General features: G+C 61.9%; 7 protein-coding genes. 1 reads left to right on the plus strand and 6 read right to left on the minus strand.

The window, feature by feature from the left end:
* Window positions 1-106 precede the first annotated feature (106 nt).
* From fusA to rpsL, 3 genes are read right to left on the minus strand one after another with little or no spacing between them, the layout of a single operon-like run.
* Entirely contained in the window at window positions 107-2,230 is a 2,124-nt protein-coding gene (fusA, locus tag KO516_RS23385) for an elongation factor G (RefSeq protein WP_216006203.1), read from the minus strand.
* A 30-nt stretch (window positions 2,231-2,260) separates the two neighbouring features.
* A complete protein-coding gene (gene rpsG, locus KO516_RS23390; protein WP_216006204.1) occupies window positions 2,261-2,731 on the minus strand; it encodes a 30S ribosomal protein S7 in 471 nt (156 codons plus the stop codon).
* A 14-nt stretch (window positions 2,732-2,745) separates the two neighbouring features.
* Complete coding sequence (gene rpsL, locus KO516_RS23395; protein ID WP_007118826.1) at window positions 2,746-3,117, minus strand: 30S ribosomal protein S12; 372 nt, start codon at window positions 3,115-3,117, stop codon at window positions 2,746-2,748.
* 361 nt (window positions 3,118-3,478) lie between these two features.
* Here rpsL and KO516_RS23400 point away from each other — a divergent pair, with 361 nt between their 5' ends.
* Window positions 3,479-4,279 (plus strand): putative rhamnosyl transferase, encoded by an 801-nt coding sequence (locus KO516_RS23400; protein WP_216006205.1) that lies wholly within the window; start codon window positions 3,479-3,481, stop codon window positions 4,277-4,279.
* On the opposite strand, the gene KO516_RS23405 is transcribed toward KO516_RS23400, so the two are convergent.
* The 3 genes from KO516_RS23405 to rpoB all read right to left on the minus strand — a co-directional run bounded on the left by KO516_RS23405 (window position 4,255) and on the right by rpoB (window position 13,800).
* A complete protein-coding gene (locus KO516_RS23405) occupies window positions 4,255-5,160 on the minus strand; it encodes a DMT family transporter (RefSeq protein ID WP_216006206.1) in 906 nt (301 codons plus the stop codon). The genes KO516_RS23400 and KO516_RS23405 overlap by 25 nt on opposite strands.
* Before the next feature lie 134 nt (window positions 5,161-5,294).
* The gene (gene rpoC, locus KO516_RS23410) at window positions 5,295-9,551 is read right to left on the minus strand and encodes a DNA-directed RNA polymerase subunit beta' (RefSeq protein ID WP_216006207.1); all 4,257 of its coding nucleotides are present in this window, start codon (window positions 9,549-9,551) and stop codon (window positions 5,295-5,297) included.
* 109 nt (window positions 9,552-9,660) lie between these two features.
* On the minus strand, window positions 9,661-13,800 hold the full coding sequence (rpoB, locus tag KO516_RS23415) for a DNA-directed RNA polymerase subunit beta (RefSeq protein WP_216006311.1): 4,140 nt from the start codon (window positions 13,798-13,800) through the stop codon (window positions 9,661-9,663).
* Window positions 13,801-14,197 lie beyond the last annotated feature (397 nt).

A 14,197-nucleotide genomic window follows, 5' to 3' on the forward strand; every position in this document is an offset into this window, starting at 1 on the left:
GCAAACTTTTCCTTTGCCATGGTATTGGCTCCTCTGTCTTGTCGGATGATGCGCGGATGCGCACCCTACGGGAATGGGTAGGGCGGGGTTTCCCCCGCCACCCGTCTTATGCGTATTTCGCTTGGATCTCGTCAGAGATGTTCTGCGGAACCGGGTCGTAATGGTCGAACTGCATCGAGAACTGCGCGCGGCCCGAAGACATCGAGCGCAGGTTGTTGATGTAGCCGAACATATTGGCCAGCGGAACGAAGGCGCTGATCGCCACGGCATTGCCGCGCGTGTCCTGCCCCGACACCTGACCCCGACGCGAGGTCAGATCGCCGATGATCGAACCGGTGTATTCTTCCGGCGTGATCACTTCGACCTTCATCATCGGCTCGAGCAGTTTCGCACCAGCCTTGCGAAGACCTTCACGCATGCACATCCGCGAGGCGATTTCGAAGGCGAGGACCGAGGAGTCCACGTCGTGGAACTTACCGTCGATCAGCTGCACCTTGAAGTCGATCACCGGGAAGCCTGCGAGCGGACCGGAGTCCATCACCGACTTCACACCCTTTTCCACACCCGGAATGTATTCCTTGGGCACGGCGCCGCCGACGATCTTGCTTTCGAAGGAATAGCCTTCGCCAGCTTCTGTCGGCGAAATGACCATCTTCACTTCGGCGAACTGACCCGAACCACCCGACTGCTTCTTGTGGGTGTAGGTGTGCTCGATCTCGTGACCGATGGTCTCGCGATAAGCCACCTGCGGCGCACCGATGTTTGCGTCGACCTTGAACTCGCGCTTGAGGCGGTCGACCAGAATGTCGAGGTGAAGTTCGCCCATGCCCTTCATGATGGTCTGGCCCGACTCGAGGTCGGTCTCGACGCGGAAGGACGGATCTTCGGCGGCAAGCCGCTGCAGACCCTGAGACATCTTCTCCTGGTCGTTCTTGGTCTTGGGCTCGATCGCGATCTCGATCACCGGCTCGGGGAAGGTCATGGTCTCGAGGACCACCTGCTTCTGAGCGTCGCACAGGGTGTCACCGGTGGTGGTCTCTTTGAGACCGGCCAGCGCGATGATGTCGCCTGCGAAGGCTTCGTCGATCTCTTCGCGGTTGTTCGAGTGCATCATCATCATACGACCGATGCGCTCTTTGCGGCCCTTGGTCGAGTTCATGATGCCGTCGCCCTTCTTCAAGGTCCCGGAATAGATCCGGGTGAAGGTCAGCGTACCCACGAACGGGTCGTTCATGATCTTGAACGCGAGGCCCGAGAACGGCTCGCTATCATCGGCATGACGCTCGATGTTGCGGGTTTCCGTCTCATCGTCCGGCGAGAAGCCCGTGTAGGCAGGCACGTCGAGCGGACCGGGGAGGAAGTCGACAACGCCGTTCAGAAGCGGCTGAACGCCCTTGTTCTTGAACGCCGAGCCACCCAGAACCGGAACGAAGGACAGCGACAGCGTGCCCTTGCGGATCAGCTTCCGCAGGGTTGCGATATCGGGCTCTTCGCCCTCGAGATAGGCTTCCATGGCCGCATCGTCCTGCTCGACCGCGTGCTCGATCAGGTGCGAGCGCCACTCGTCGGCAAGATCCTTCAGCTCGTCGCGGATCGGGCCACGGGTCCAGGAGGCGCCAAGGTCTTCACCCTTCCACACCCACTCTTCCATGGTCACGAGGTCGACGATGCCCTCGAGCTGGTCTTCCGCACCGATCGGGAAGTTGACCGGAACCGGAATCGCACCGGTGCGATCCTTGATCATCTTCACGCAGTTGAAGAAGTCGGCGCCGATCTTGTCCATCTTGTTGACGAAGACGATCCGCGGAACCTTGTAGCGGTCAGCCTGACGCCACACGGTTTCGGTCTGCGGCTCGACGCCGGCGTTCCCGTCCAGAAGGCAGATGGCACCGTCAAGCACGGCCAGCGAACGCTCGACTTCGATGGTGAAGTCAACGTGGCCGGGAGTGTCGATGATGTTGTAGCGGAACTTCGTGTCCGAGGTACCTTCCTCGGTCGGATCTTCCTGCCACTGCCAGAAGGTGGTGGTGGCAGCCGAGGTGATCGTGATGCCCCGCTCCTGCTCCTGCTCCATCCAGTCCATGGTGGCGGCGCCGTCATGGACTTCGCCGATCTTGTGCGAGCGGCCGGTGTAGTAGAGGATACGCTCAGTCGTCGTGGTCTTGCCCGCGTCGATGTGGGCCATGATCCCGAAGTTGCGGTAACGTGTGAGCGGATATTCGCGTGCCATAATGGACTGCCTTTCCGGAGGGAAGTTCTGTTACCAGCGGTAGTGGCTGAACGCTTTGTTTGCGTCGGCCATCTTGTGCGTGTCTTCACGCTTCTTGACGGCTGCACCACGCGACTGGACCGCGTCGATCAGCTCGCCCGCGAGGCGCTCTTCCATGGTGTTCTCGTTACGGGCGCGCGATGCGTTGATCAGCCAGCGGATGGCCAGCGCTTCGCGACGCTCGATACGCACTTCGACGGGCACCTGATAGGTGGCACCACCGACGCGGCGCGAACGCACTTCGACGGACGGCTTGATGTTCTCAAGCGCCTCGTGGAACACTTCCACGGGTGCGCGCTTGATCTTGCCTTCGACGCGCTCAAGCGCGTTGTAGACGATCTTTTCCGCGACCGACTTTTTACCGTCGATCATCAGGTTATTCATGAATTTGGTCAGCACGACATCGCCAAACTTGGCGTCGGGCAGGACATCGCGCTTTTCAGCGGCGTGACGACGAGACATATCCGTAAATCCTCTTACTTGGGACGCTTCGCGCCGTACTTCGAGCGACGCTGCTTCCGATCCTTGACACCCTGGGTGTCGAGCACGCCACGCAGGATGTGGTAACGAACGCCCGGAAGGTCTTTCACACGGCCGCCACGGATCAGCACGACCGAGTGCTCCTGGAGGTTGTGGCTCTCGCCGGGGATGTAGCTGATGACCTCGAAGCCGTTGGTCAGGCGAACCTTGGCAACCTTCCGCATAGCGGAGTTCGGCTTCTTCGGGGTGGTGGTGTAGACGCGCGTACAGACGCCACGCTTCTGCGGGCATTCCTGCAGGTGCATGGACTTCGAACGCTTGACTTTCGGCTGCCGCGGCTTGCGGATCAGCTGCTGGATCGTGGGCATGGGTGTCTTCCCCGTTTCTCACATATGTGTGCACGGGAAGCCCGTGCTGGTTCCAAATTTCAAGGCGCCCTGCGCGTCCGCAGGTCACCGGCTTGCGCGCCCCCTGACGGTCATCAGAAAAGACGCAAAGCACCGCACCCGTCCCGATCGGGACGCCGCGGTGGATGTACAGAGGATCGGGGCATTTCGGCCCGGATCTTGACCGCTTCAGTAGTGTAAATTGCGCCGGACGGACTAAGGCCGCGACGAATTGAGGCGCGTATATGAGGAGTCGCGCCCCATGTCAACAACGCCCTGCCCTTGCAAGCGCAATGCTGCGGTGCCATGCACATCAAAGCGGTGTCGCAGAGGAGTTGCCCGAATGCAAGTCATCGGTTTCTGCCGGTTTTCATGGCCTGCCGAGGGAGGATTCCAGGTCGAACACGACGATCTGGCGACTCGCGAGGCCTATCTTTACGCCCCCGCGCGCATGCAAGAACGCTTCGCATATTTCGAGGCCATCTGCCTGCCCGGGCTCAAGGCGCAGACCGATTCAGACTTCCTGTTTCTGGTGCTGGTGGGCACGTCGCTGCCCACCCAATACCGCGCCCGGCTCGAGGCGCTGCTGGCGGATTTCCCGCAGGCGCGCATCGTAGCGCGCCCCGCCGGACCGCATCGGAGCGTCTGTCAGGAGGTCATCAACGAGGCGCGCGATCTGTCCGAACCTTGCCTGCAGTTCCGCCATGACGACGACGATGCGGTGAGCGTGGATTTCGTCGCCACCCTGCGCGAGGCGGCCTCTGACGTGCTGCCGCTGCTGGCCAAGCACCGGCTTGTGGGCTTTGACTGGAACCGGGGCCATGTCGCCCGCCCCGACGCGCAAGGCATCTGCGCCGAGGAAAGCGTGACCCCCTACTGGGGCGTGGCGCAGGCCATGGCGGTGCAGCCGCGGGTACGGCAGAGCATCATGAACTTCGGGCACAACAAGATCCTGCGCTTCATGCCGACGCTCACCTTCACCGATCGTCCGATGTATGTGCGCGGCCACAATGCGCATAATGATTCACGGCAGAAATCCCATGTAAAGCCGGTCTCCCTGCCCCGGCTCGACGCGCAGGGCGAGGCCGAGTTCCGCAGGCTGTACGCCATTGATGCCGATCAGATCAGGCGCATCTTTGCCTGACGCAGCGCACGGCGGCGCAGCTGCGCTTCGCGCACCAGCGTGAACACACCGGTCGCCACGATGATCGCGGCGCCGATCAGGGTCAGCGGGTGCGGCCAGTCTCCGAACACCAGCAGGCCCAGCACCAGCGCCCAGACCAGCCCGGTATAGCGGAACGGCGCGGTAAAGCTGACCTCGCCGTGGCGCATCACCATCACCGACAGGCTGTAGCCCATCGACACCAGCACCGCTGCCAAAGCCAACAGCCCGCCGCTGCGCCCGTCGAGCGGCACCCATGTCTCGCTTAGCGACAGCGCGCCGGCAAACAGGATCACCCCCACAGAGGCCACCCAGACCACCATCAGCGACGGCACATGGCGCGACATGCGCCGGATCAGCAAATCGCGGATGGTCACGAACACGACCGCGATCAGCGCGGACACCGAATACACCGTGAACCCCTCGGTGCCGGGGCGCACGATCAGCAGCATTCCGCAGAACCCTACCCCGATCGCCAGCCATCGCCGCCACCCTACCGGCTCGCGGAACACCACCGCCGAGCCAAGCGTCAGCGTCAACGGCAGCATCTGCAAAAGCGCCGTCACATTGGCCAGCGGCATGTTGCGCAGCGCCACGAAATAGAACCATGTAGAGCCGATCTCGGCCAGCGCGCGGGCCAGCACCAGCAGCCAGTCGCGGCGTCCCAGATCGAAGCGCAGGGCCGTCAGGCGCCACGCCAGCAGGGTCACCAGCCCGGTCGCCAGAAGACCGCGCAACAGCAGCACCTCGCCAAGAGGAAGCGCCGTGCCGATGGCCTTGACGCAGGTATCGCCCATCACGAACGCTGCCATCGAGCCCATCATCAGCAGCGCGCCGCGGGTGTTATCGGAAAGGGTGACCATAGGCCAAGCGGTACGCAAAGCCATCCTGCCGGAAAAGAGGATTTGTTGTACCACGTACAATTTTCCGCCCCTCGGCAGAACGAAAAAGGGCCCCCGCATTGCGGAGGCCCCCGGTTCGTTTCAGGCGGTCGCGATTACTCGCGGCTTTCCGGCGTATCCACCACGAGGTTGTCGAACTCATCGCCGCCGATGACGTCGCTGCTCGACATGTCGGGCTCGGGCGCGGCCAGACGGGCCGCGGCATCCGCCTCGGCGCGCTTGACATCGATGACCTTGCCGTCGCGATCGGTTGCGATCTTGCGCACCCGCTGGGTCGCGCCACCGGTGCCCGCCGGGATCAGGCGGCCGACGATGACGTTCTCCTTGAGGCCCACGAGCGTGTCGCGCTTGCCCTGCACCGAAGCTTCGGTCAGCACGCGCGTCGTCTCCTGGAAGGAGGCCGCCGAGATGAACGACCGGGTCTGAAGCGACGCCTTGGTGATCCCCAGAAGGATCGGCTCGCCCTGAGCAGGACGCCCGCCCTTTTTCTCGGCCTTCTCGTTTGCCGCGATGAATTCCGCCTTGTCGACGTGTTCACCCTTGAGCAGCGTGGTATCTCCCGAGTCCGAGATCTCCCACTTTTGCAGCATCTGGCGGACGATGACCTCGATGTGCTTGTCGTTGATCTTCACGCCCTGCAGTCGATACACGTCCTGCACTTCGTCGATCATGTAGTTCGCCAGAGCCTCGACACCCATGATGGCAAGGATGTCATGCGGCGCCGGGTTGCCGTCCATGATGTAGTCGCCCTTCTGGACGAAGTCGCCTTCGACCACCGGGATGTGCTTGCCCTTCGGGATCATGTATTCCTTGGACTCAAGCGTATCGTCGACCGGATCGATCGCGATGCGGCGCTTGTTCTTGTAGTCCTTGCCAAAGCGCACGTAGCCGTCGATTTCCGCGATGATCGCGTTGTCTTTCGGACGACGTGCTTCGAAGAGTTCGGCCACACGCGGCAGACCACCGGTGATGTCCTTGGTCTTCGCACCTTCACGCGGAATACGCGCCACGACGTCACCGGCCTTGATCTCCTGCCCGTCTTCGCAGCTGAGGATCGCGTCCACAGACATCGGGTAGGTGATCGGGTTGCCAGCGGCGTTGCGCAGCGGCTCGCCGTCGCCATCCATCAGGATGATCTCGGGCTTGAGCTCGTTGCCCTTCGGTGCCGCACGCCAGTCGATCACGATCTTCTGGGACATGCCGGTGGCATCGTCGGTCTCGTCACGCACCGCCATACCCTGAACAAGGTCGACGTGACGCGCGATACCATCCGCCTCGGCGATGATCGGCAGGGTGTAGGGATCCCATTCGAACAGCTTGTCGCCGCGTGCCACGGTGCCGCCATCGGTGACGAACAGCTTGGTGCCGTAACCCAGCTTGTGGCTGGCACGTTCCTTGCCATCCTCGCCCATGATGCGCAGCTTCATGTTGCGGCCCATCACGAGGGTCTCGCCAAGGACGTTCTCGAGCGTCGAGGCGTTCTCGAACTCGATCACGCCTTCTTGCGAGGCTTCGAGGAAGGACTGCTGGCCACCCTGCGCAACGCCGCCGATGTGGAAGGTCCGCATCGTCAGCTGGGTGCCCGGTTCGCCGATGGACTGCGCGGCGATGATGCCGACAGCCTCGCCGGTGTTGACCATGGTGCCGCGCGCGAGGTCACGCCCGTAGCACATGGCGCAAACGCCCTCTTCGGCTTCGCAGGTCAGCGGCGAACGGATGCGCGCCACCTGAACTGCCGCCTCTTCGACCGCATCCGCCATGCGCTCGTCGATGAGCTGGCCATGACGCACGATCACCTCATCGGTGCCCGGACGCAGGATATCCTCGGCCGCGACACGGCCCAGAAGACGCTCGCCAAGGCTCGCCACGACTTCACCGTCATTCACCGCCGCTTCGGCGGTGATGGCGTTGTCGGTGCCGCAATCGTGCTGACGAACGATGCAGTCCTGCGCCACGTCCACCAGACGACGGGTCAGGTAGCCCGAGTTCGCCGTCTTCAGAGCGGTGTCCGACAGACCCTTCCGCGCGCCGTGGGTCGAGTTGAAGTATTCAAGAACGGTCAGACCTTCCTTGAAGTTCGAGATGATCGGCGTTTCGATGATGTCGCCGTTCGGCTTCGCCATCAGGCCGCGCATCCCGCCCAGCTGCTTCATCTGCGTGACCGAGCCACGCGCACCGGAGTGCGCCATCATGTAAACCGAGTTCGGCTCCTTTTCGGCGCCATTGTCATCGGTCTTCTTGGCCGAGATGGTGTTCATCATGGCGTCGGTGACCTTGTCGTTACACTTCGACCAGGCATCGACCACCTTGTTGTACTTTTCGCCCTGAGTGATCAGGCCGTCCATGTACTGCTGTTCGAAGTCCTTGACCTGATCACGGGTGTCCTCGACCAGAGTCCACTTGTTGTCCGGGATCACCATGTCGGCCTTGCCGAAGGAGATGCCCGCCTTGAACGCCTCCTTGAAGCCCATCGACATAATCTGGTCGCAGAAAATGACCGACTCTTTCTGACCGCAGTAGCGGTAGACGGTGTCGATGACCTTCTGCACGTCCTTCTTGCGCAGCAGCCCGTTGACAAGGTCAAACGGCGCCTTGGCGTTCATCGGCAGCAGCGCACCAAGCCGCACACGGCCCGGCGTGGTCTCGTAGCGCTTGACGATCTCGTCGCCATGCTCGTCGATCTGCTTGACCCGGCACTGGATCTTGGCGTGCAGGTGCACTTCGCCAGCGGTCAGGGCGTGCTCGACCTCTTCGATGGACGAGAACAGCATGCCTTCGCCCTTCATGCCCTCGCGCATGATGGTGACGTAGTAGATGCCAAGGATCATGTCCTGCGAAGGAACGATGATCGGCGCGCCGTTGGCGGGCGACAGAACGTTGTTCGTCGACATCATCAGAACGCGCGCTTCAAGCTGGGCTTCCAGCGAGAGCGGCACGTGAACGGCCATCTGGTCACCGTCGAAGTCGGCGTTGAACGCCGAGCAGACCAGCGGGTGAAGCTGGATCGCCTTGCCTTCGATCAGTTGCGGTTCAAACGCCTGAATGCCCAGACGGTGCAGCGTGGGCGCGCGGTTCAGCAGAACCGGGTGCTCACGGATGACCTCGTCGAGGATGTCCCAGACTTCGGGGCGCTCTTTTTCGACCAGCTTCTTGGCCTGCTTGACCGTCGAAGACAGGCCCTTGGCCTCGAGCCTCGAGTAGATGAACGGCTTGAACAGTTCGAGCGCCATCTTCTTGGGCAGACCGCACTGGTGCAGCTTCAGTTCCGGGCCGGTCACGATGACCGAACGGCCCGAGAAGTCGACCCGCTTACCCAGAAGGTTCTGGCGGAAGCGGCCCTGCTTGCCCTTGAGCATGTCGGACAGCGACTTCAGCGGGCGCTTGTTGGCGCCGGTGATGACGCGGCCACGGCGACCGTTGTCGAACAGCGCGTCAACGGCTTCCTGCAGCATCCGCTTTTCGTTGCGCACGATGATATCGGGCGCGCGCAGTTCGATCAGCCGCTTGAGGCGGTTGTTCCGGTTGATCACCCGGCGATACAGATCGTTCAGGTCAGAGGTCGCAAAGCGGCCACCATCCAGCGGCACCAGCGGGCGCAGCTCGGGCGGGATGACCGGGATCACCGTCAGGACCATCCATTCCGGACGGTTGCCGGATTCAAGGAAGGATTCCACCACCTTGAGACGCTTGATGATCTTCTTGGGCTTAAGCTCGCCGGTGGCTTCCTTGAGATCGGCGCGCAGCTGCTCGGCCTCGGCTTCGAGATCGATGGCCGCCAGCATCTCGCGGATCGCTTCAGCGCCGATATTGGCGGTGAAGGCATCCATGCCGAACTGGTCCTGCGCGTCGAGGTATTCATCCTCGGTCATCATCTGGCCATAGGTCAGATCGGTCAGGCCAGGTTCGATCACCACGTAGTTTTCGAAATACAGCACGCGCTCGAGATCGCGCAGCGTCATGTCCAGCATCAGGCCGATGCGCGAGGGCAGCGACTTGAGGAACCAGATATGGGCGCAGGGCGCGGCCAGTTCGATGTGGCCCATGCGCTCGCGGCGCACTTTTTGCAGCGTAACTTCTACGCCGCATTTTTCGCAGACAACGCCGCGATACTTCATGCGCTTGTACTTGCCGCACAGGCATTCGTAGTCCTTGATCGGACCAAAGATGCGCGCGCAGAACAGGCCGTCACGCTCGGGCTTGAACGTGCGGTAGTTGATCGTCTCGGGCTTCTTGATCTCGCCGTAGGACCAGCTGAGAATCCGCTCCGGGGAGGCGAGCGAGACCTTGATCTCGTCGAAAACCTTGGGCGGGGTCAGCGGGTTGAACGGGTTGTTCGTCAGTTCCTGGTTCATGTCGAAACCTTTGTGTCATGGTTGCCGGTGAGGTGGGGCGCCCAAGATCTTTCAGAGGAAAGATCTTGGGACTTCAGGCTCGGAAGAATTTTCGTGGGAAAATCCTTCGTCACTCTTCCCCGCCTTCGGCGTCCAGGAGTTCCATGTTCAGGCCGAGGCCGCGGACTTCCTTGACGAGCACGTTGAAGCTCTCGGGAACGCCCGCCTCGTAATTGTCCTCGCCCTTGACGATGCTTTCGTAGACCTTGGTCCGCCCTGCGACGTCATCCGATTTCACGGTCAGCATTTCCTGCAGGGTGTAGGCGGCGCCGTAAGCTTCCAGAGCCCAGACCTCCATCTCCCCGAAACGCTGGCCACCGAACTGCGCCTTACCACCCAGCGGCTGCTGGGTCACAAGGCTGTACGGCCCGGTCGAACGCGCGTGGATCTTGTCATCCACAAGGTGGTGCAGCTTGAGCAGGTACTTCATGCCCACCGTCACCTTGCGGCTGAACTCGTCGCCGGTGCGCCCGTCGAACAGACGCGACTGCGCCGTCGAGTCGAAGCCTGCGCGCAGCAGCGCGTCATCGATGTCGGCTTCCTTGGCGCCGTCGAAGACCGGGGTCGCGATGGGAACGCCGCGGGTGACGTTGCCAGCGGCTTCCACCAGCTGCTCTTCGTCCATGCCTTCGATGCCTTCGTCGTAGACCTCGTCACCATAGGCGATGCGCATGGCTTCGCGAACCGGCGTCAGGTCGCCAGAGCGGCGATAATCCTGAAGCGCCTCGTCGATCTTGATGCCAAGACCGCGCGATGCCCAGCCCATGTGGGTTTCGAGGATCTGCCCGACGTTCATCCGCGAGGGCACGCCCAGCGGGTTGAGGCAGAAGTCGACCGGCGTGCCATCTTCGAGGAACGGCATGTCTTCCATCGGAACAACACGGGAAATGACACCCTTGTTGCCGTGACGACCGGCCATCTTGTCGCCCGGCTGCAGCTTGCGCTTCACCGCGACGAAGACCTTGACCATCTTCATCACACCCGGCGGCAGGTCGTCGCCACGACGGACCTTCTCGACCTTGTCTTCGAAGCGGGCATCAAGCGTGCGCTTTTGCACCTCGTATTGCTCGTGCAGCGCCTCGACGATCTGCGCGTCCTGCTCTTCTGCAAGAGCAAGCTGCCACCACTGGCCGCGGCTCAGCGTGCCAAGCAGCTCTTCGGTGATCTCGGCATTCGGGCGGACGCCCTTGGGCCCCTTCACCGCGATCTTGCCAAGGACCAGATCGTGCAGACGCGCGTAGATGTTGCGGTCAAGGATCGCCAGCTCGTCGTCCCGGTCACGGGCCAGACGTTCGACTTCCTCGCGCTCGATCTGCAGCGCACGTTCGTCTTTCTCGACGCCGTGACGGTTGAACACCCGCACTTCGACAACGGTGCCGTAATCACCCGGCTTCACCCGCAGCGAGGTGTCGCGCACATCCGATGCCTTTTCGCCGAAGATGGCGCGCAGCAGCTTTTCTTCCGGCGTCATCGGGCTTTCGCCCTTGGGGGTGATCTTGCCCACAAGGATGTCGCCCGGTTCGACGTCGGCGCCGATGTAGACGATACCGGCTTCGTCGAGGTTGCGCAGGGCTTCCTCGCCGACGTTCGGGATGTCGCGGGTGATCTCTTCCGGCCCGAGCTTGGTGTCGCGCGCCGCCACTTCGAATTCCTCGATGTGGACGGAGGTGAACACGTCATCGCGGGCGATGCGCTCGGAGATCAGGATCGAGTCTTCGTAGTTGTAGCCATTCCACGGCATGAAGGCGACCATGACGTTCTTGCCGAGCGCCAGTTCCCCCATATCCGTCGACGGGCCGTCGGCCACGATCTCGCCCTTGTCGACCGTCTGACCCACTTTCACCAGAGGCTTCTGGTTGATGCAGGTGTTCTGGTTCGAACGCTGGAACTTGCGCATCCGGTAGATATCCACCCCGGCGTCGCCCAGTTCCAGATCGGACGTCGCGCGGATCACGATCCGCTGAGCGTCGACCTGATCGACGATGCCCGCGCGCTTGGCCTGAATGGCCGCGCCGGAGTCGATGGCGACCTTGCCTTCGATGCCGGTGCCGACCAGCGGCGCCTCGGCGCGCAGGGTCGGAACCGCCTGACGCTGCATGTTCGCACCCATCAGGGCGCGGTTTGCGTCGTCGTTTTCAAGGAACGGGATCAGCGAGGCACCGACCGAGACCAGCTGCTTGGGCGAGACGTCGATCAGATCGACGGCCTCACGTGCGGCCAGCGTATAGTCGCCCGATTTCCGGGTGTTGACCATCTCGTTGGTGAACTTGCCAGCCTCGTCCAGCGACGCGTTGGCCTGCGCCACGGTGTGACGCATTTCCTCGGTCGCGGACATGTAGTGGACTTCGTCCGTGACCTGGCTGTCCTTGACCACGCGATACGGGGTTTCGATGAAACCGTACTTGTTGACGCGGGCGAATGTGGCGAGCGAGTTGATCAGACCGATGTTCGGGCCTTCCGGCGTTTCAATCGGGCACATCCGGCCATAGTGGGTCGGGTGCACGTCGCGCACTTCAAAGCCGGCACGTTCGCGGGTCAGACCGCCCGGCCCGAGAGCCGACAGGCGACGCTTGTGCGTCACTTCGGACAGCGGGTTGGTCTGATCCATGAACTGCGACAGCTGCGAAGAGCCGAAGAATTCGCGGACAGCCGCGGCCGCCGGTTTGGCGTTGATCAGATCCTGCGGCATGACAGTGTCGATCTCGACGCTGGACATACGCTCCTTGATGGCGCGCTCCATGCGCAGCAGGCCAACGCGGTACTGGTTTTCCATCAGCTCACCGACAGAGCGCACGCGGCGGTTGCCGAGGTGGTCAATGTCGTCGATGTCGCCGCGCCCGTCGCGCAGATCGACCAGCGCCTTGATGCACTTGACGATATCGTCGCGGTCCAGCGTGCGCTGCGTGTCAGGCTTTTCAAGCGCAAGGCGCATGTTCATCTTGACCCGGCCCACGGCCGACAGGTCATAGCGCTCGCTGTCAAAGAACAGCGTGTCGAACAGCGCCGAGGCGGCCTCGACGGTGGGCGGCTCGCCCGGACGCATGACGCGGTAGATGTCCATCAGCGCGCCGCTGCGGTCCATATTCTTGTCTGCCGCCATGGTGTTGCGCATGTACGGGCCGACGGTGATGTTGTCGATGTCCAGCACCGGGATGTCGGTGATGCCCGCATCCATCAGATCCTTGAGCGATCCGCCGGTGACTTCGCCATCCTTGTCGACGACCCAGGTCAGCTCATCGCCAGCCTCGACGTAGATCGCGCCGGTCTCTTCGTTGATGATGTCCTTGGCGACGAACTTGCCGATGATCTGCTCGAACGGCAGCAGCAGGTTCTGCACATTGCCTTCGTCGATCAGCTTCTTGACGGCGCGCGGGGTGATCTTCTTGGTGGCTTCGGCGATGATTTCGCCCGAATCCGCATCGACAAGATCATAGGTCGGGCGGGTGCCGCGCACACGCTCGGGGAAGAACTTGGTGACCCAACCCTCGCCACGGCGCAGCGTGTAATCGACCGTGTTGTAATACGCATCCATGATCTCTTCCTGGCCGAGGCCAAGAGCGTACAGAAGCGTGGTGACCGGCAGCTTGCGGCGACGGTCGATGCGCGCAAAGACGATGTCCTTGGCGTCGAATTCGAAGTCGAGCCACGAGCCGCGGTAGGGAATGATCCGGCAGGCGAACAGCAGCTTGCCCGAGCTGTGCGTCTTGCCCTTGTCATGGTCGAAGAACACGCCCGGCGAACGGTGCATCTGCGACACGATCACGCGTTCGGTGCCGTTCACGATGAACGTGCCGTTCGGGGTCATCAGGGGCATGTCGCCCATGAAGACATCCTGTTCCTTGATGTCCTTGACCGACTTCGCGCCGGTATCCTCATCGACATCGAACACGATGAGACGCAGCGTCACCTTGAGCGGCGCGCTGTAAGTCATGTCGCGCTGCATGCACTCTTCGGTGTCGTATTTCGGCTTTTCCAGATCGTAGGACACGAACTCGAGAACCGCGGTCTCGTTGAAATCCTTGATCGGGAAAACCGATTGGAAAACGCCCTTGATGCCTTCGCCGTCGGACGGCTGGGGCTGGTCGCCGGATTTCAGGAAAAGTTGGTAAGAGGATTTCTGAACCTCGATAAGGTTCGGCATTTCCAGCACTTCACGGATTTTGCCGTAGTACCTGCGAAGACGTTTCTGGCCAAGGAAACTTTGCGCCATGAGGTTGGTCACCTTTTCAGCTTCTCAACGAAGGTGCGGGCCGTCGGGCACCGGCCGCGCCTCCATCCGAGACGGCAATTCATCAGATCCATGCTCGACCTGCGTCCCACCGCGGGTCACTCGATCCGATCCCTGCCTTGGAAAGCTCCCCAGCGGGGGAGCTTGCCAAGTCGGGGAATAGGGTTGTCGACGATTACAGAATCAGGATGCAGGCAATGCCTTTGATCATCCCGAGTTTTCCGCCACTCCTTTCAAGGGTCTCATCCGGCGACCGGCGAAACGCCGAACGGCAGCTTCGAATCGCACGAAGCCGCAGGAAATTCCCAAATAAGGTGTGAACAGATCGAACGCAAGGGCCTCGCACGAAAATCGGCGGCCCGGAACCATATGACAGTCT

The organism is Citreicella sp. C3M06 (assembly GCF_018860705.1).
Lineage (GTDB): Bacteria > Pseudomonadota > Alphaproteobacteria > Rhodobacterales > Rhodobacteraceae > Salipiger.

Coding starts and splice junctions, on each gene's coding strand:
- fusA (WP_216006203.1), bottom strand. CDS start 2,230: ATGGCACGCGAATATCCGCTCACACGTTACCGCAACTTCGGGATCATG.
- KO516_RS23405 (WP_216006206.1), bottom strand. CDS start 5,160: ATGGTCACCCTTTCCGATAACACCCGCGGCGCGCTGCTGATGATGGGC.
- KO516_RS23400 (WP_216006205.1), top strand. CDS start 3,479: ATGCAAGTCATCGGTTTCTGCCGGTTTTCATGGCCTGCCGAGGGAGGA.
- rpoC (WP_216006207.1), bottom strand. CDS start 9,551: ATGAACCAGGAACTGACGAACAACCCGTTCAACCCGCTGACCCCGCCC.
- rpoB (WP_216006311.1), bottom strand. CDS start 13,800: ATGGCGCAAAGTTTCCTTGGCCAGAAACGTCTTCGCAGGTACTACGGC.
- rpsG (WP_216006204.1), bottom strand. CDS start 2,731: ATGTCTCGTCGTCACGCCGCTGAAAAGCGCGATGTCCTGCCCGACGCC.
- rpsL (WP_007118826.1), bottom strand. CDS start 3,117: ATGCCCACGATCCAGCAGCTGATCCGCAAGCCGCGGCAGCCGAAAGTC.